Below are 17982 nucleotides of genomic sequence, written 5' to 3'. Positions count from 1 at the left end.
AAGCGTTAGTACTTAAGCAAAGCGCTACGCTTTGCCCGTAGTCACGTTTTCCTGACTATCCTCGTGCAGCGGTAAACGCGACACTCGACCCGGCACCACGCATCTCTCCTAAGACCGTATATAAAAGCCCAAGCGGAGTACCAAAGATGGCGTTCTTCACCGCAGCCAGCAAGTCCGACTTCCAGCACCAACTGCAAGCGGCACTGGCCCAGCACATCAGTGAACAGGCACTGCCACAAGTGGCGCTGTTCGCTGAGCAGTTCTTCGGCATCATTTCCCTGGACGAGCTGACCCAGCGTCGGCTCTCCGATCTGGCAGGCTGTACCCTTTCTGCCTGGCGTTTGCTTGAGCGCTTTGAACATTCCAGCCCGCAAGTGCGGGTCTACAACCCCGATTACGAGCGCCACGGCTGGCAATCCACGCACACCGCCGTGGAAGTCCTGCACCACGACCTGCCGTTTCTGGTGGACTCGGTGCGCACCGAGCTCAACCGCCGCGGCTACAGCATCCACACCTTGCAAACCACCGTACTGAGTGTGCGACGCGATGCCCGTGGCCAACTGGTCGAACTGCTGCCCAAAGGCACCAGCGGCGACGACGTCCTGCAAGAATCGTTGATGTACCTGGAGATCGACCGTTGCGCCAATGCCGCGGAGCTGAACGTGCTCGCCCGCGAACTGGAGCAGGTGCTGGGTGAAGTCCGCGTCGCGGTGGAAGACTTCGAGCCGATGAAAGCCAAGCTCCACGAGCTGCTGGCCGGCATCGACGCCACCGAGTACAACATTGACCCCGAGGAGAAATCCGAGGTCAAGGTGTTCCTCGAATGGCTGGTGAACAACCACTTCACCTTCCTCGGTTACGAAGAATTCACCGTCAGTGACGAAGGCGAGGGCGGTCAGCTCCAGTACGACCCGTCGTCCTTCCTCGGCCTGACCAAACTGCTGCGCGCGGGGCTCACCGCCGATGACCTGCACATCGAAGGTTATGCAGTGAAGTACCTGCAGGAGCCGACCCTGTTGTCGTTCGCCAAGGCCGCGCACCCAAGCCGCGTGCATCGCCCGGCGTATCCGGACTACGTGTCGATCCGCCAGATCGACGCCGACGGCAAGGTCATCAAGGAGTCTCGCTTCATGGGCCTGTACACCTCGTCGGTGTACGGCGAAAGCGTGCGCGCCATTCCCTACATCCGCCGCAAGGTCGCCGAAGTCGAGCGCCGTTCCGGGTTCGACGCCAAGGCGCACCTGGGCAAGGAACTGGCGCAAGTGGTTGAAGTGCTGCCGCGCGACGACCTGTTCCAGACCCCGGTGGACGAGTTGTTCACCACCGTCATGTCGATCGTGCAGATCCAGGAGCGCAACAAGATTCGCGTGTTCCTGCGCAAAGACCCGTACGGTCGTTTCTGCTACTGCCTGGCCTATGTGCCGCGCGACGTGTATTCCACCGAAGTCCGTCAGAAGATCCAGCAAGTGTTGATGGATCGCCTGAAAGCCACCGACTGCGAGTTCTGGACCTTCTTCTCCGAATCGGTACTGGCGCGCGTGCAGCTGATCCTGCGGGTGGACCCGAAAGTCACCCTCGACATCGACCCGCAGCAGCTGGAAAACGAAGTCGTTCAGGCCTGCCGTTCGTGGAAAGACGACTACGCCAGTCTGGTCATCGAAAGCTTCGGCGAAGCCCAGGGCACCAATGTCCTGGCCGACTTCCCGAAAGGTTTCCCGGCAGGCTACCGCGAGCGTTTCGCCGCGCACTCTGCCGTGGTCGACATGCAACACGTGCTGAGCCTGTCCGAAGCCAATCCGCTGGTGATGAGCTTCTATCAGCCGCTGTCGGGGGACAAGGCGCAGCTGCACTGCAAGCTGTACCACGCTGACACGCCGCTGGCGCTGTCCGACGTGCTGCCGATTCTTGAGAACCTCGGCCTGCGCGTGCTCGGTGAATTCCCGTACCGCCTGCGCCACACCAATGGCCGCGAATTCTGGATTCACGACTTTGCGTTCACGTACGGCGAAGGCCTGAAGCTGGACCTGCAACAGCTCAACGACACGTTGCAGGACGCCTTTGTCCACATCGTGCGCGGCGAAGCCGAGAACGATGCCTTCAACCGTCTGGTGCTGACGGCCGGTTTGCCGTGGCGCGATGTGGCGTTGCTGCGGGCCTACGCCCGTTACCTGAAACAGATCCGTCTGGGCTTCGACCTGGGTTACATCGCCAGCACGCTGAACAACCACGCCGACATCGCCCGCGAGCTGACGCGTCTGTTCAAGACCCGCTTCTACCTGGCGCGCAAGCTGAGCGGCGGCGACCTCGACGACATGCAGCAGCGCCTGGAACAGGCGATTCTGACCGCGCTGGACGGCGTGCAAGTGCTCAACGAAGACCGCATCCTGCGTCGCTACCTTGACCTGATCAAAGCGACCATGCGCACCAACTTCTACCAGAGCGACGCCAACGGCCAGAGCAAGAGCTACTTCAGCTTCAAGTTCAACCCGCGCCTGATCCCCGAGCTGCCGAAGCCGGTGCCGAAGTTCGAAATCTTCGTTTACTCGCCGCGCGTCGAAGGCGTACACCTGCGTTTCGGCAACGTAGCCCGGGGCGGCTTGCGCTGGTCCGACCGTGAAGAAGACTTCCGCACCGAAGTGCTGGGTCTGGTCAAAGCCCAGCAGGTGAAGAACTCGGTCATCGTGCCGGTCGGCGCCAAGGGCGGCTTCCTGCCCCGTCGTCTGCCGACCACCGGGACCCGCGACGAGATCCAGGCTGAAGCCATCGCCTGCTACCGCCTGTTCATTTCCGGTCTGCTGGACATCACCGACAACCTGAAAGAAGGCGCGCTGGTACCGCCGGCCAACGTCGTGCGTCACGACGACGATGACCCGTACCTGGTCGTGGCCGCCGACAAAGGCACCGCGACCTTCTCCGACATCGCCAACGGCATCGCTATCGACTACGGCTTCTGGCTCGGCGACGCCTTCGCTTCCGGCGGCTCGGCGGGTTACGACCACAAGAAAATGGGCATCACCGCCAAGGGCGCGTGGGTTGGCGTGCAGCGCCATTTCCGCGAGCGCGGCATCAACGTGCAGCGGGACAGCATCAGCGTGATCGGCGTCGGCGACATGGCCGGTGACGTGTTCGGCAACGGCCTGTTGATGTCCGACAAGCTGCAACTGGTGGCGGCTTTCAACCACCTGCACATCTTCATCGACCCGAATCCGGACCCGGCCAGCAGCTTCGTCGAGCGTCAGCGTCTGTTCGACCTGCCGCGTTCGGCGTGGACCGATTACGACACCAGCCTGATGTCCGAAGGCGGCGGTATCTTCCCGCGCAGCGCGAAAAGCATCGCGATCACCCCGCAGATGAAAGCGCGCTTCGACATCACCGCTGACAAGCTGACCCCGACCGAACTGATGCACGCGCTGCTCAAGGCGCCGGTGGATCTGTTGTGGAATGGCGGCATCGGCACTTACGTCAAGGCCAGCACCGAATCCCACGCAGACGTGGGTGACAAAGCCAACGACGCGCTGCGCGTCAACGGCAATCAGCTGCGTTGCAAAGTGGTGGGCGAGGGCGGCAACCTCGGCATGACCCAACTGGGCCGTGTCGAGTTCGGCCTGATGGGCGGCGCGACCAACACCGACTTCATCGACAACGCCGGTGGCGTGGACTGCTCCGACCACGAAGTGAACATCAAGATCCTGCTGAACGAAGTGGTTCAGGCCGGTGACATGACCGAGAAGCAGCGCAACCTGCTGCTCGAAAGCATGACCGACGAAGTGGGCAACCTCGTCCTCGGCAACAACTACAAGCAGACTCAGGCCCTGTCCCTGGCGGAGCGCCGTGCCTACGAGCGCATCGCCGAGTACAAACGCCTGATGAGCGACCTGGAAGCGCGCGGCAAGCTGGACCGTGCCATCGAGTTCCTGCCGGCGGAAGATCAACTGGCCGAGCGCATCGCGGAGAAGAAAGGCCTGACCCGGGCCGAGCTGTCGGTGCTGATTTCCTACAGCAAGATCGACCTCAAGGAAGCGCTGCTGGAATCCCGCGTGCCGGATGACGACTACCTGGCCCGCGACATGGAAACGGCGTTCCCGCCGTCACTGGGCGCGAAGTTCTCCGAGTCGATGCGTCGTCACCGTCTGAAGCGCGAAATCGTCAGCACGCAGATCGCCAACGACCTGGTCAACCACATGGGCATCACGTTCGTGCAGCGACTCAAAGAGTCGACCGGCATGACCGCCGCTAACGTGGCCGGTGCTTACGTGATCGTGCGTGACATCTTCCACCTCCCGCACTGGTTCCGTCAGATCGAAGCGCTGGACTACAAGGTTCCGGCCGAGATTCAGCTGGCGTTGATGGATGAGCTGATGCGTCTGGGCCGTCGCGCGACGCGCTGGTTCCTGCGCAGCCGTCGCAACGAGCTGGACGCGGCGCGTGATGTGGCGCACTTCGGTCCGCACATCGCGGCACTGGGTCTGAAGCTGGACGAGTTGCTGGAAGGGCCGACCCGTGAGGTCTGGCAGACGCGTTATCAGGAGTACGTCGCGGCCGGCGTGCCGGAGTTGCTGGCGCGGATGGTGGCGGGTACGAGTCACCTGTACACGCTGTTGCCGATCATCGAGGCGTCGGACGTGACCGGTCAGAACGCAGCGGACGTGGCGAAGGTGTATTTCGCGGTGGGCAGTTCGCTGGATGTGACGTGGTATCTGCAGCAGATCAGTGCGTTGCCGGTTGAAAACAATTGGCAGGCGCTGGCTCGTGAGGCGTTCCGCGATGATATCGATTGGCAGCAGCGGGCGATCACGGTGTCTGTGTTGCAGATGGCGAATGGTCCTGCAGACGTCGAGGAGCGTTTGAGTCTGTGGCTGGAGCAGCATTTGCCGATGGTCGAGCGCTGGCGCGCGATGTTGGTGGAGTTGCGTGCGGCGAGTGGTCACGATTATGCGATGTATGCGGTCGCTAACCGTGAGTTGCTGGATCTGGCAATGAGTGGGCAGACGGCTGTGGTTTGAGGGTTTAGTCGTCTGTAATCGAAAGCCCCGCGTTGAGAGACGCGGGGCTTTTTTGTTTTTGCGTTGGGAGATCAGGGTCAAGGGCGTCTGCCTGGGGGCAGACTGTTTCGCCTTCGGCGAGTTACTTGGAAAAGCACCCCAAGTAACCAAGGGTGCTTGCTCCTGGCTAGGCCCGACTTCGTCGGGTTCCCTCACTTCGACGATGCTCCGTGGGCCCGCGCCGAACGGACATCCATGTCCTGACGGCGCTCTCGCCGCATCCATGCGGCTCGGCCCACTGCGCATCATCTACGTTCGGCCTGCGCCCAAGTCGCGTTTGGCGGTGTCTGGGCTTTTTGCGTATGAAGATCAAAAGCAAAGCAGATCAAAATCAACAGCTTCCCGGCTAAAGCCGGTCCCACAGGGTGTACACGGTGTGCTTTTTAGTGGGACTTGCTTAGCCGGGAAGACGGCCCCACTGACTGCACCCGTTGCTTTTAGTGGGACCGGCTTTAGCCGGGAAGGGGCCAGTGTGGACGCTGGCAGTTTTGCTGATCGGACATCTTGTCTGTGGGAGCGAGCTTGCTCGCGAATGCTGTTGATCGTTCCCACGCTCCGCGTGGGCATGTATCCCCAGACGCTCTGCGTCGCTCTTCCAAAGGCTGAGCGGTTATTTCAGTCGCGCCATGCTGATGGCGTCGACGAGGACGCCGTCGCGTATGGCGTAGTCACGCAGGCGGCCTTCGGTTTCGAAACCGAATTTGCGGTACAGCGCCAGGGCGGCTTCGTTATCGGCGAACACCGTCAGTTCAACCCGATGCAGGTTCATCCAGTTGTCCGCGACTTCCAGCACGGCAGCCATCAGCCGCGACCCCACCCCTTTGCCCTGCCACGCCGCCGCTACGCCCATGCCGATCGCGCCGACATGGCGCTGGCGAATGCGCGCGTATTGCTCCAGACCAATGTTGCCGATCACCTGGCCCTGATGCAAAGCGACAAGTTTCACCGAACGGTCATCCGCCCCCGCCAGCCGTTTGCGCCAGACATCGGTGGACTGATACGGCATCTGAAGCACCTGACGACACACCTCGGGGTCGTTATACAACGCCGTGACACCTTCGATATGGGCCTCGGTAAAGCGATGGATCACCACTTGATCGACAGCAACATTCACTGGATTCGTCCTTTGAAAACAGAAAGAGGGAACAGTCTAAGCGGCTGATTGCTGCCATGGCTACGGCGACCCGTGCCCTAAAGCATGAACATCGCGCGTTGTGACGCGGAGCGTCACGGGATGCATGCCCACGCAGAGCGTGGGAACGATCAAGCGTCATGCCGTGAAATTACCGTCGCCCACACCGGCCCCTTCCCGGCTGAAGCCGGTCCCACTAAAAGTAACGCGTGCAGTCAGTGGTACCGCCTTCCCGGCTAAAGCCGGTCCTACAAAAAGCATGCGTACCGTCAGTAGGACCGGCTTCAGCCGGGAAGCTTTTGATCTGCTTCTGATCTGCTTTTGATCTTCATACGCAAAAAGCCCAGTCACCGCAAAACGCGACTTGGGTGCAGGCCGAACGTAGACGACGCGCAGTGGGCCGAGCCGCATGGATGCGGCGAGAGCGCCGTTAGGACATGGATGTCCGTTCGGCGCGGGCCCACGGAGCATCGTCGGAGAGAGGGAATCCCGACGGAGGAGGGACCTAACCAGGAGTAGGCACCCTTGGTTACTTGGGGTGCTTTTCCAAGTAACTCGCCGAAGGCGAAACAGTCTGCCCCCAGGCAGACCCCTATCAGCATCACCGCACAATTCCCGGCTGAAGCCGGTCCTACGAATAAACTAGCCATAAAAAAACCCCGCCGAAGCGGGGTTCTCTCAACACGGTCTCAGCTATTAAGCCTGAACAACCGGGATATTAGCGTTCGCCGCAGCCTCACGGAATTCCGCGATCTGATCGAAGCTCAAGTACCGGTAAACATCGGCAGCCATGCTGTCGATCTTGCCCGCATACTCCATATACTCCTCGACCGTCGGCAGACGACCCAGAATCGACGCCACAGACGCCAACTCAGCCGACGCCAGATACACGTTCGCCCCATCACCCAAACGGTTCGGGAAGTTACGCGTCGACGTCGATACTACGGTCGAATTCGGCTCCACACGTGCCTGGTTACCCATGCACAGCGAGCAGCCCGGCATTTCCATGCGCGCGCCAGCCTTGCCGTAAATGCCGTAGTAGCCTTCCTCGGTCAATTGATGAGCATCCATCTTGGTCGGCGGCGACAGCCACAGACGCGTAGGAAGCTGACCTTTGACCTGATCCAGCAACTTGCCCGCAGCGCGGAAGTGTCCGATGTTGGTCATGCACGAACCGATGAACACTTCGTCAATCTTCTCGCCAGCAACGCTGGACAGCAGACGGGCGTCGTCCGGATCGTTTGGCGCGCAGAGCACAGGCTCTTTGATGTCGGCCAGATCGATCTCGATGATTTCTTCGTACTCGGCATCAGCGTCCGCAACCATGAGCTCCGGATTGGCCACCCAGGCTTCCATCGCTTGAGCACGACGTTCCAGGGTGCGCGGATCGCCATAACCCTGTTCGATCATCCAGCGCAGCAGGGTGATGTTCGAGTTCAGGTATTCGGTGATCGACTCTTTCGACAGCTTGATCGTGCAACCTGCGGCAGAACGCTCGGCCGAGGCGTCGGACAGCTCGAATGCCTGCTCGATGCTCAGGTTGTCCAGGCCTTCGATTTCCAGGATGCGACCCGAGAAGGCGTTTTTCTTGCCCTTCTTCTCGACGGTCAGCAAACCCTTCTGGATCGCGAAGTAAGGAATCGCGTGAACCAGGTCGCGCAGGGTGATGCCCGGTTGCATCTCGCCCTTGAAGCGGACCAGGATCGACTCCGGCATGTCCAGCGGCATTACGCCAGTGGCCGCGGCAAACGCCACCAGACCGGAACCGGCCGGGAACGAAATCCCCATCGGGAAACGGGTGTGCGAGTCACCACCTGTGCCGACGGTGTCCGGCAGCAACATGCGGTTCAGCCAGCTGTGGATGATGCCATCGCCCGGACGCAGGGAAACGCCGCCGCGGGTCATGATGAAGTCAGGCAGCGTGTGGTGCGTGGTCACGTCGATCGGCTTTGGATACGCCGCGGTGTGGCAGAACGACTGCATCACCAGATCGGTCGAGAAGCCCAGGCACGCCAGGTCTTTCAGTTCATCACGGGTCATTGGACCGGTGGTGTCCTGGGAGCCGACGGTGGTCATCTTCGGTTCGCAGTAGGTGCCAGGACGCACACCTTTGCCTTCCGGCAGACCGCAGGCCTTGCCCACCATTTTCTGCGCCAGGGTGAAACCTTTGCCGGTGTCGACAGGGGCTTCAGGCAGCTTGAACAGGTCGGTCGGGCCCAGGCCCAGCTCGGCACGCGCCTTGTCGGTCAGGCCACGGCCGATGATCAGCGGGATACGACCGCCGGCACGGACTTCGTCCAACAGCACAGGGGTCTTCAGTTCGAAGGTGGTGATGACTTCTTCGCTGTCGTGCTTGCAGACTTTGCCAGCGTACGGGTAGACGTCGATCACGTCGCCCATGTTGATGTTCGAGACATCGAATTCGATTGGCAGAGCGCCGGCGTCTTCCATGGTGTTGTAGAAGATCGGGGCAATCTTGGTGCCGAAGCAGAAACCGCCCGCGCGCTTGTTCGGTACGTTCGGGACGTCGTCGCCGAAGAACCACAGCACCGAGTTGGTGGCCGACTTGCGCGAAGAACCGGTGCCGACCACGTCGCCCACGTAGGCGATAGGGAAACCCTGACCGCGCATTTCTTCGATCTGTTTCATCGGGCCGATGGAGCCTTGCACGTCAGGCACGATGCCTTCCCGGGCCATCTTCAACATGGCGAGGGCGTGCAGCGGGATATCCGGACGCGACCAGGCGTCAGGCGCAGGCGACAGGTCGTCGGTGTTGGTTTCGCCGGTGACCTTGAAGACGCGCAGGCTGATCTTCTCGGCCAGGGTCGGACGCTTGCGGAACCACTCACCGTCAGCCCAGGACTGCAGAACGCCTTGGGCGATTGCATTACCGTTTTTGGCTTTTTCAGCGACGTCGTGGAAGGCGTCGAACATCAGCAGGGTGTGCTTGAGTTGGTCGGCAGCGACCTGGCCCAATGCAGCGTCGTCCAGCAGCTCGACCATGGTCACGATGTTGTAACCGCCCTGCATGGTGCCGAGCAGCTCTACAGCGTGTTTACGGTCCAGCAGAGGGGAAGTGACTTCGCCCTTGGCCAGGGCAGAAAGGAAACCGGCTTTGACGTAGGCAGCTTCGTCAACGCCCGGTGGAACGCGATTGGTGATCAGATCAAGCAGGAAAGCTTCTTCGCCAGCCGGTGGGTTTTTCAGCAGCTCGACCAGGCCTGCAGTTTGTTCGGCGTTAAGCGGCTGGGGCACGATACCCTGGGCGGCACGCTCTTCGATGTGTTTACGGTAGGCTTCAAGCACAGTATTACCCTCATCAGTGGTCCCAAATGGGTGTCCGGGACGCTCATCCAGAGAAGGTCCGCATCGGCGCTCTCGAACTTTTTAAAGTTTCTTGGCAGGAAGCTGACGATCTCCAACAGAAGCTGTTTTCAAAGTTTTACGCCTGCATCGAACGGTTTGGGAGGGGAACGCAGGGCGAACCTGCGTTAAACCGGACTGCGGGGTTGGGCTCTCTACGAGGGTAAAAAGCCCTGACTGTGCTCGTGACGCTTTGAAAACAGCTTCCAACGGACATTGGCGCCTTAAAAGGCCCGGTGATTCTACGGTAAAAAACCGCTGAAGGTAAGTTAGCCCCTACAGGTTGAAGGGTGTACCTCGTTAGACAAAGGGCTAACATGCCGGCTTGTTTCGTTCGCCGTCGTGTTCCCTTGCCATGCCCAATCAAATCATCAAGACGCCCTGCGTGGGCCTGTGCTCCACCGTCTACGGCGACCTCGTGTGCCGGGGATGCAAGCGCTTTCACCACGAAGTGATCCACTGGAACGGCTACGACGAGGATGCAAAGCGTGCCGTCTGGCTGCGCCTTGAACAGCTGCTGGTGCAAGTGATGGCGGGGAAAGTCGAGGTGTTCGACCCGGCCAGGCTGCGGGCGCAACTGGAGCAGCGCAAGATTCGCTTCGTTCCCCATCAGTCGGAATATTGCTGGGCGTATCAGTTGATCGCCCGGGGCGCGCGGGTGATCAACCAGCTGGACGCCTACGGCATGGTGCTGCTGCCGGAGTTTCGCGACTGGTCGCTGCCTGAACTGCGCGATGCCATTGATCGGGAATTCTTCCTGCTGTCCGAAGCGCACTATGAACGCTACATCGCGCCCAGCTTCCTCAAGGATGCGATGGGCGCGGTCTGACAGCGGCGTGACGCTCAGGCGCCTGCGGTAAATCCTGCGCTTTTCATCTGCGCAGGCTGGCTCTGCCGGTCAGGCTCCGTATAATGCTGCGCCTTGCCCAGCCAGCCATCCGTGAACCCATGCAGATTTATCCAGAAATCGACGCCTTCCTGCTTTGCCCCACGCCCGACAGCTGGGTTCAGGCCGCCTTGCAGAATCTGGATATCCTGCTGATCGATCACGCCAACAATGAAAAGAAGGCCGCCGGTGCGGCGTTTCAGTTCATGTTCCAGTACAACGACAAGTTCGATCTGCTGGCAAAGATGTCGCGGTTGGCGCGCGAAGAGCTGCGTCACTTCGAGCAGGTGATCGGCATCATCAAGAAGCGCAACATCCCGATGGCTAACATCAGTTCAGCGCGCTATGCCGGTTCGCTGCGCAAACTCGTTCGCACTCACAACCCCTACCGACTGACCGACGCGCTGATCGTCGGCGCCATCGTCGAAGCGCGATCTTGCGAACGCTTCGCTGCGCTGGTGCCGCATCTGGATGAAGACCTGTCGAAGTTCTACGCCAGCCTGCTCAAGTCCGAAGCCCGGCATTTTCAGGATTACCTGAAGCTCGCCTACACCTACGGGACTGAAGCGGACGTCGACGCCAAGATCGAAGAAATCCGCCAGGCCGAGCGCGAGCTGATCTTGAGCCCGGACGAAGACTTCCGCTTTCACAGCGGCGTGCCGGCCCTTTAAATCGTCTTTGGTTAACGCGTCATTTCAGACGCCTCCTCATAATTCAGGCGCCGCGCTGTCGGCAGCAATCAACGTCCATGTGGGAGTGAGCTTGCTCACGAAGACGGCGTTACATCCGCTGAATATCTAGCGGATGTACGTACCACTTCGCGAGCAAGCTCACTTCCACAGTTTCCCATCCGCATTAGATGCGTTAGATCCCCACATCATCAAAGCCTCCGCGTCAGCAGGCGAATCACGTTCGTCCGATTTCGTGCACCTTAAATATTGTTTCATTGTGTGTTCACTGCCTAGGCAGTAAGATCCGCCCCATTCACTGCCTAAGCAGATAATGGTTGGCTATCAATGGCGCATTTCACTCCCGAAAACTTTCACGACAGTCTGCTGGGCATGTTGCTGGGCCGGACTGAACAGCTGAAAAACCGCATCCTCGACCGGCATCTCGAGCCCCATGGCGTCACCGCGCAGCAGTTCAAAGTGCTGGTGATGATCGCGCGTTTCTGCGCCGAGACCCCGGCTGACATCTGTCGCATGTTGAACCTGGACAGTGGCTCGATGACCCGCATGCTTGATCGCCTTGAACAGAAAAACCTGCTGTCCCGCGCGCGCTCGGAATCCGATCGACGCCAGGTGCAGTTAGTGCTGACCGATGAAGGCAAGGCGCTCTCTGACCTGTTGCCGGAAATCGGCGCACACGCGATGAACGAAATGGTCGGCGTGCTGGAAGACAGCGAGCTGCTGGCACTGGAAAAGATTCTGACAAAAATTCTGGTTGCCTCGGGCGACCCCATCACGATTGCCCGGATCGCCGAACGATGAGCACTCACATTCAGCGGGGCTCGACCCTGCGCACGTCCCTGAGCCTGATAGTCGTGGCACTCGTGCTGGCCGGTTGCGCCAGTTCCAAAGGCCTGAAAACCGAAGGCGTCGGCATTGATGCCAACACGCTGCAGGCGGCCCAGAGCCTCAACGGCATCACCCTGTCGCCCGCGGCCTGGCCGAAGCGCGACTGGTGGACCAGCCTCGGCGATCCGCAGCTCAACAGCCTGATCACCGAAGCGCTGCGCGACAGCCCGGACATGCAGATCGCCGCTGCCCGCACCCATCAGGCCAATGCCCAGGCGTACGCCGCCGACGCCGAACGCATGCCGACCGTCGATGCCGATGCCAGCATCAGCCGCTCCCGTCTGGCCCGGGATCAGGACCCGACCGGGGCCGGCGGTCGCTACAGCACTTTGCGCAGCCTGAGCGCCGGCTTTAATTACAACTTCGATCTGTGGGGCGGCCAGCGCGCTGCCTGGGAAGCGGCATTGGGCCAGGCCCGTGCCAGCGAAGTCGATCAGCAAGCGGCGCAGCTGACCCTCGCTGCCGACGTTGCCCGTGCCTACAGCGACCTGGGCCAGGCCTATATCGTCCGCGATCTGGCGGCCGAAGACCTCAAGCGCACAAGTCAATTGCTGGACCTCGGCTCGCGGCGCTTTAAGTCGGGCATCGACAGCGAGTACCAGTACGAGCAGACCCAGAGCCTTGAAGCCAACTCCCGCGAGTCGCTGGCGGACGCCGAAAAGAACCTGCGCAGCGCCAGGATCCAACTGGCCGTGCTCATGGGCAAAGGCCCGGACCGCGGCGAAAAGTTGAGCCGACCCGCCGTGTTGCAACCCGCTGCGGTGGCCTTGCCGTCGGTGGTGCCTGCGGAATTGCTGGGCCGTCGCCCGGATCTGGTCGCCGCGCGCTGGCGGGTTGAAGCAGCGAGCAAGAACATCGACGTCAGCAAGACCAACTTCTACCCGAACCTCAACCTGAGCGCCTCGGCAGGGGCGGAGTCGCTGCTGGGTGATGCGATGTTCGGCTCGGCCAGTCGCTTCTTCAACGTGGCGCCGACGGTGTCGCTGCCGATCTTCGACGGCGGCCGTCGCCGTGCCGACCTTGATGCGCGGGACGCCGACTACGACCTCGCCGTGGCGCAATACAACAAGACGCTGGTCCGGGCGCTGGGGGATGTCAGTGATGGCATTGGCCAGTTGCGCGACATCCGTCGCCAGATCGAGGCCCGCCAGCAGGCGACCGACGTGATTCAGAAATCCTACGACACCGTCGTTCAGCGCTACTCATCCGGCATCGGTAATTACCTGGACGTGCTGAGCGTCGAGCAACAACTGCTGCAATCGCAACGCCAACAGGCTGATCTCAACGCGGAACGAATCGATCTTTCGATCCAGTTGATGCAGGCCCTCGGGGGAGGCTTCGAAGAAAGCAAGTCCGGCGAAAACGCCGCCCCGGTCGTCCCGTCAACTGCTTCGCTGACTCATTAAGGTAATCGTCATGGCCACTGCCACTACCGACAATAACGCTGAAAACGAACAAAAGGATGTCAACGCTTCGGCGCCCGACAAGGCCGCTGACAAGCCAGCCGGCAAACCCGCCGAGAAGGGCGCCGAGCAGACCACACCGACCAAGAACCCGCGCAAGCGCAAGTTGCTGCTGCTCGGCTTGCTGCTGATCGTGGTGCTCGGCGTGATTGGCGTCTGGGCCTGGTACGAAATGTATGGTCGCTGGAGCGAGAGCACCGACGACGCCTATGTGAACGGCAACGTCGTGGAGATCACCCCGCAAGTCACCGGCACCGTGGTAAGCATAGGCGCTGACGACGGCGACCTGGTGCGTGAAGGTCAGGTGCTCGTCCAGTTCGACCCGAACGACGCCGAAGTGGCGCTGCAAAGTGCCGAAGCCAATCTGGCCAAAGTGGTGCGTCAGGTGCGTGGTTTGTACAGCAACGTCGACGGCATGAAAGCGCAACTGGCGGCCCAGCGCGCCGAAGTGCAGAGAGCCCAGGACAACTACAACCGTCGTCGCAGTCTGGCGGCGGGCGGGGCGATTTCCCAGGAAGAGCTGTCCCACGCCAAGGATGACCTGACCACCGCGCAGAACGCGTTGACCAACATTCAGCAGCAGTTGGCAACCAGCACCGCGCTGGTGGACGACACCCAGGTTTCCTCGCACCCGGACGTCAAATCGGCGGCTGCGCAACTGCGCCAGGCCTACCTGAGCAACGCGCGCAGTACGCTGATTGCGCCGGTCACCGGTTACGTCGCCAAGCGCACCGTGCAGTTGGGCCAGCGGGTTCAGCCGGGCACTGCGCTGATGGCGGTGATTCCCCTCGACCAGCTGTGGATCGACGCCAACTTCAAGGAAACCCAGCTGGGCCAGATGCGCATCGGCCAGCCGGTGGACATTGAAGCAGACCTGTACGGCGGCGACATCAAATACAGCGGCACCGTGGACAGCGTCGGCGCCGGTACCGGCAGTGCGTTTGCGTTGCTGCCCGCGCAGAACGCCACCGGTAACTGGATCAAGATCGTCCAGCGTGTGCCGGTGCGGATTCACATCAACGCCGACGAACTGGCCAAGCACCCGCTGCGCATCGGCCTGTCGACCACCGTTGACGTCAACCTGCACGACCAGAGCGGTCCGGTGCTGGCGCAGCAACCGCCGAAGCAGCCGCTGTTCACCACCGATGTCTACGCCAAACAACTGGCCGACGCCGACACGATGATTGCCCGCGTGATCCATGAGAACAGCGCGTCAACCAGCGGCAAGACGGCCCTGCGCTGATTCGCCAATCCATCTGCCCCGGCCTGTGTGTACAGGCCGGGGTGATCTTCGAGTGTCAAAGGATTCGCGATGAGTAATAACGCTCCCGCTTCTTTCACGCCGCCAAGCCTGTTGCTGACCACCATAGGCCTGTCGCTGGCGACTTTCATGCAAGTGCTCGACACGACCATCGCCAACGTGGCCTTGCCGACCATTTCCGGCAACCTCGGCGTGAGTTCCGAGCAGGGCACCTGGGTCATCACCTCGTTCGCGGTCAGTAACGCCATCGCGCTGCCGCTGACCGGCTGGCTCAGCCGACGCTTCGGTGAAGTGAAGCTGTTTCTGTGGGCGACGTTGCTGTTCGTGACTGCCTCGTTCCTCTGCGGCATTTCCACCTCGATGCCTGAGCTGGTGGGCTTTCGGGTACTGCAGGGCATGGTCGCCGGGCCGTTGTACCCGATGACACAGACGCTCCTGATTGCCGTATATCCTCCTGCGAAACGGGGGATGGCATTGGCATTGCTGGCGATGGTGACGGTTGTGGCGCCGATTGCCGGGCCGATTCTCGGCGGCTGGATCACCGACAGTTACAGCTGGCCGTGGATCTTTTTCATCAACGTGCCGATCGGTCTGTTCGCGGCGTTCGTGGTGCGTCAGCAGATGGCCACGCGACCGGTCAGCACCAGTCGCCAGCCCATGGACTACGTGGGGCTTATCACGCTGATCATCGGCGTGGGCGCGTTGCAGATCGTGCTCGACAAAGGCAACGACCTGGACTGGTTCGAGTCGAATTTCATCATTATCGGTTCGGCGATTTCGGCGATTGGCCTGGCGGCATTTGTCATCTGGGAAATGACCGATGACCATCCCGTGGTCAACCTGCGGCTGTTTGCGTTCCGCAACTTTCGCTACGGGACGATCTGTCTGGTGGCGGGCTATGCGGGGTTCTTCGGGATCAACCTGATCCTGCCGCAGTGGCTGCAAACGCAGATGGGTTACACGGCGACCTATGCAGGGCTGGCGGTGGCGCCACTGGGCGTGCTGCCAGTGCTGATGTCGCCCTTTGTGGGACGTTACGCGCATAAGTTCGACTTGCGTCTGTTGGCCGGTCTGGCGTTTCTGGCGATCGGCCTGAGCTGCTTCATGCGTGCGGATTTCACCAGTCAGGTGGATTTCACCCACATCGCGCTGGTGCAGTTGTTCATGGGGGCGGGCGTTGCGCTGTTCTTCATGCCGACCTTGAGCATCCTGCTGTCGGACCTGCCGCCGTCGCAGATTGCCGACGGCTCGGGGCTGGCGACGTTCCTGCGTAACCTGGGCGGCAGCTTCGCAGCGTCGTTGACCACCTGGATCTGGATCCGCCGCGCCAATCAGCATCATGCGTATTTGAGCGAAAACGTGAACGCCTACGAGCCGACAACGCGGCATGCGCTGGAGACCCTGGGCGGGGCGAGCAATCAGGCGTATGCACAGCTCGATTCGATGGTGACCAGTCAGGCCTACATGATGTCCACGGTGGACTATTTCTACATGATGGGTTGGATCTTCCTGTCGCTGATCCTGATCATCTGGCTGGCCAAGCCGCCGTTTACCGCGAAGGCGGCGCCTGGGGGAGGGCATTGATTGACGCCGCGCTGTCGGCGTCAAACACGATACTTGTGGGAGTGAGCTTGCTCACGAAGAGGCCGGGACATTCAGCCACTTTCTCTGATGTCAGAAAGTAAGCCTTCGCGAGCAAGCTCGCTCCCACAGGTTCTGCGTTCGACGATCATCGGTGTTCACTTCTGACGCACCGGTGATCTGGTCAGGACTCAAACGCAAACGACTCCAGATGAAAGCCCGATCCATCGATCTGCAGCAACCACCCCTCGCGATCCCAATCCCCCAGCACGATGCGCTGCGCCGTGGTTCCGCCAAGCTCGACCTGATGAACCGCGGGCCGATGGGTGTGCCCGTGGATCAGCGTCTTAACGCCAGACTCGTTCATCACCCGCGGCACTTCGTCCGGCGTGACGTCGACAATGTCGTTGGCCTTCATCCGCGTCTGCGCGCGGCTCTCGCTGCGTAGCTTGCGGGCCAGCTTGTGCCGGGTGCTCAACGGCAGATGCCGCAGCACCCACAGCGTCAGCGGATGGCGCAGATAACGGCGCATACGCATGTAGGCTTCGTCCCGCGTACACAGGCTGTCGCCGTGCATCAGCAGCACCGGTTCGCCGTTGAAATTCACGACGCTCGGGTCCTTGAGCAGCGTGCAGCCCGCCGCCTTGCAAAATCCCTGGCCGATCATGAAGTCGCGATTGCCATGCATCAGGAACACCCGCGTGCCGCTGTCGCTTAATACGCGCAACGCCTGGCAGATTGATCGCTGGAAGGGCGACATGGCGTCATCGCCAATCCAGGCCTCGAAAAAGTCCCCGAGGATGTACAGCGACTCGGCCCCACGAGCGCGCCCATTCAGCAGACCGAGAAACGCCCGGGTAATGTCCGGGCGTCCCTCCTCCAGGTGCAGATCGGAGATCAGCAATATCACTCAACGATCTCGGCTTTCTCGATGATCACGTCGTCAGCCGGCACGTCTTGATGACCCGCCTTGGACGTGGTGGCGACGCCCTTGATCTTGTCGACCACGTCAGTGCCTTCGATGACTTCAGCGAACACCGCGTAACCCCAGCCCTGCACGGTCTTGGCGCTGTGGTTGAGGAAGTCGTTGTCGGCAACGTTGATGAAGAACTGCGCCGAGGCTGAATGGGGCTCCATGGTGCGGGCCATGGCCACTGAGTACTTCTTGTTCGGCAGGCCGTTGTCGGCTTCGTTCTGGATGCTCGGGCGCTTGTCTTTCTTCTCTTTCATGCCCGGTTCGAAGCCGCCGCCCTGGATCATGAAGTTGCCGATCACGCGGTGAAACAGGGTGTTTTCGTAGTGACCTGCTTTGACGTATTCGATGAAGTTGGCGACGGTGAGCGGCGCCTTCTCTGCGTTCAGTTGCAGAACGATTTCACCGTGGTTGGTGGTCAGCTTTACTTTCGACATGGTCAGCTCGCTCTTTGAAGTCTGTGGTGAGGGGCGGTGATCGCAGCAGTCGGCCATCGGGGTGCGAGGCCTGTTCCTTTGATCACACCAGGCGCGCAGTTTACAGAGGGTCGCCGTCGCTCGGGTAGTTGCGATTGCCCCGGCGGTTCTCGCTGAGTACACGTCCATCTCGGCAGTTTTGTCACAGCGCGCTGTCAGGGGCTTGACAGCTTCGGCTATGATAGGCGCTTTGATTTAACCGGCCTTCCTGGCCGCGACCCGTACAAG

Annotated in this window: 11 protein-coding genes; 7 read left to right on the top strand and 4 right to left on the bottom strand. The window is 60.9% G+C overall.

Going from position 1 to position 17982, the window contains the following annotated elements; all coding sequences use genetic code 11:
* The first annotated feature begins 146 nt into the window (after positions 1–146).
* Positions 147–5003 carry an NAD-glutamate dehydrogenase gene (locus AC3ISG_RS17880; RefSeq protein ID WP_489297591.1) on the top strand — a complete coding sequence of 1619 codons (4857 nt, stop codon included), beginning with the start codon at positions 147–149 and terminating at the stop codon, positions 5001–5003.
* Between the two features lie 649 nt (positions 5004–5652).
* Here AC3ISG_RS17880 and AC3ISG_RS17875 read toward each other — a convergent pair.
* Positions 5653–6156 (bottom strand): GNAT family N-acetyltransferase, encoded by a 504-nt coding sequence (locus AC3ISG_RS17875; protein WP_489297590.1) that lies wholly within the window; start codon positions 6154–6156, stop codon positions 5653–5655.
* A 714-nt stretch (positions 6157–6870) separates the two neighbouring features.
* Positions 6871–9480, bottom strand: a complete 2610-nt coding sequence (acnB, locus tag AC3ISG_RS17870) for a bifunctional aconitate hydratase 2/2-methylisocitrate dehydratase (RefSeq protein ID WP_122537599.1) — start codon at positions 9478–9480, stop codon at positions 6871–6873.
* Between the two features lie 412 nt (positions 9481–9892).
* On the opposite strand from acnB, the gene AC3ISG_RS17865 reads away from it, so the two are divergent.
* The 6 genes from AC3ISG_RS17865 to AC3ISG_RS17840 all read left to right on the top strand — a co-directional run bounded on the left by AC3ISG_RS17865 (position 9893) and on the right by AC3ISG_RS17840 (position 16308).
* The gene (locus AC3ISG_RS17865; RefSeq protein WP_489297589.1) at positions 9893–10366 is read left to right on the top strand and encodes a DUF1289 domain-containing protein; all 474 of its coding nucleotides are present in this window, start codon (positions 9893–9895) and stop codon (positions 10364–10366) included.
* 119 nt (positions 10367–10485) lie between these two features.
* Positions 10486–11094: a MiaE family protein gene (locus tag AC3ISG_RS17860; protein WP_205487635.1), complete on the top strand. Its 609-nt coding sequence runs from the start codon at positions 10486–10488 to the stop codon at positions 11092–11094.
* Positions 11095–11439: 345 nt separating this feature from the next.
* Complete coding sequence (locus AC3ISG_RS17855; protein ID WP_065986418.1) at positions 11440–11913, top strand: MarR family winged helix-turn-helix transcriptional regulator; 474 nt, start codon at positions 11440–11442, stop codon at positions 11911–11913.
* Positions 11910–13406 carry an efflux transporter outer membrane subunit gene (locus AC3ISG_RS17850; protein ID WP_122537602.1) on the top strand — a complete coding sequence of 499 codons (1497 nt, stop codon included), beginning with the start codon at positions 11910–11912 and terminating at the stop codon, positions 13404–13406. The genes AC3ISG_RS17855 and AC3ISG_RS17850 overlap by 4 nt, the downstream gene beginning before the upstream one ends.
* 10 nt (positions 13407–13416) lie before the next feature.
* Positions 13417–14706 carry an HlyD/EmrA/EmrK family protein gene (locus AC3ISG_RS17845; protein ID WP_122537603.1) on the top strand — a complete coding sequence of 430 codons (1290 nt, stop codon included), beginning with the start codon at positions 13417–13419 and terminating at the stop codon, positions 14704–14706.
* A 69-nt stretch (positions 14707–14775) separates the two neighbouring features.
* Positions 14776–16308 (top strand): DHA2 family efflux MFS transporter permease subunit, encoded by a 1533-nt coding sequence (locus AC3ISG_RS17840; protein WP_122624737.1) that lies wholly within the window; start codon positions 14776–14778, stop codon positions 16306–16308.
* Between the two features lie 181 nt (positions 16309–16489).
* Here AC3ISG_RS17840 and AC3ISG_RS17835 read toward each other — a convergent pair whose 3' ends face one another.
* Positions 16490–17215, bottom strand: coding sequence for a UDP-2,3-diacylglucosamine diphosphatase (locus tag AC3ISG_RS17835; protein ID WP_272630982.1), 726 nt, complete (start codon positions 17213–17215; stop codon positions 16490–16492).
* Positions 17212–17715: a peptidylprolyl isomerase gene (locus AC3ISG_RS17830; RefSeq protein ID WP_489297588.1), complete on the bottom strand. Its 504-nt coding sequence runs from the start codon at positions 17713–17715 to the stop codon at positions 17212–17214. The genes AC3ISG_RS17835 and AC3ISG_RS17830 overlap by 4 nt, the downstream gene beginning before the upstream one ends.
* Positions 17716–17982: the final 267 nt, after the last annotated feature.

The sequence above is a fragment of the Pseudomonas sp. GL_135 genome (assembly GCF_057834665.1).
This window is presented reverse-complemented; position numbering and strand designations above follow the sequence as displayed.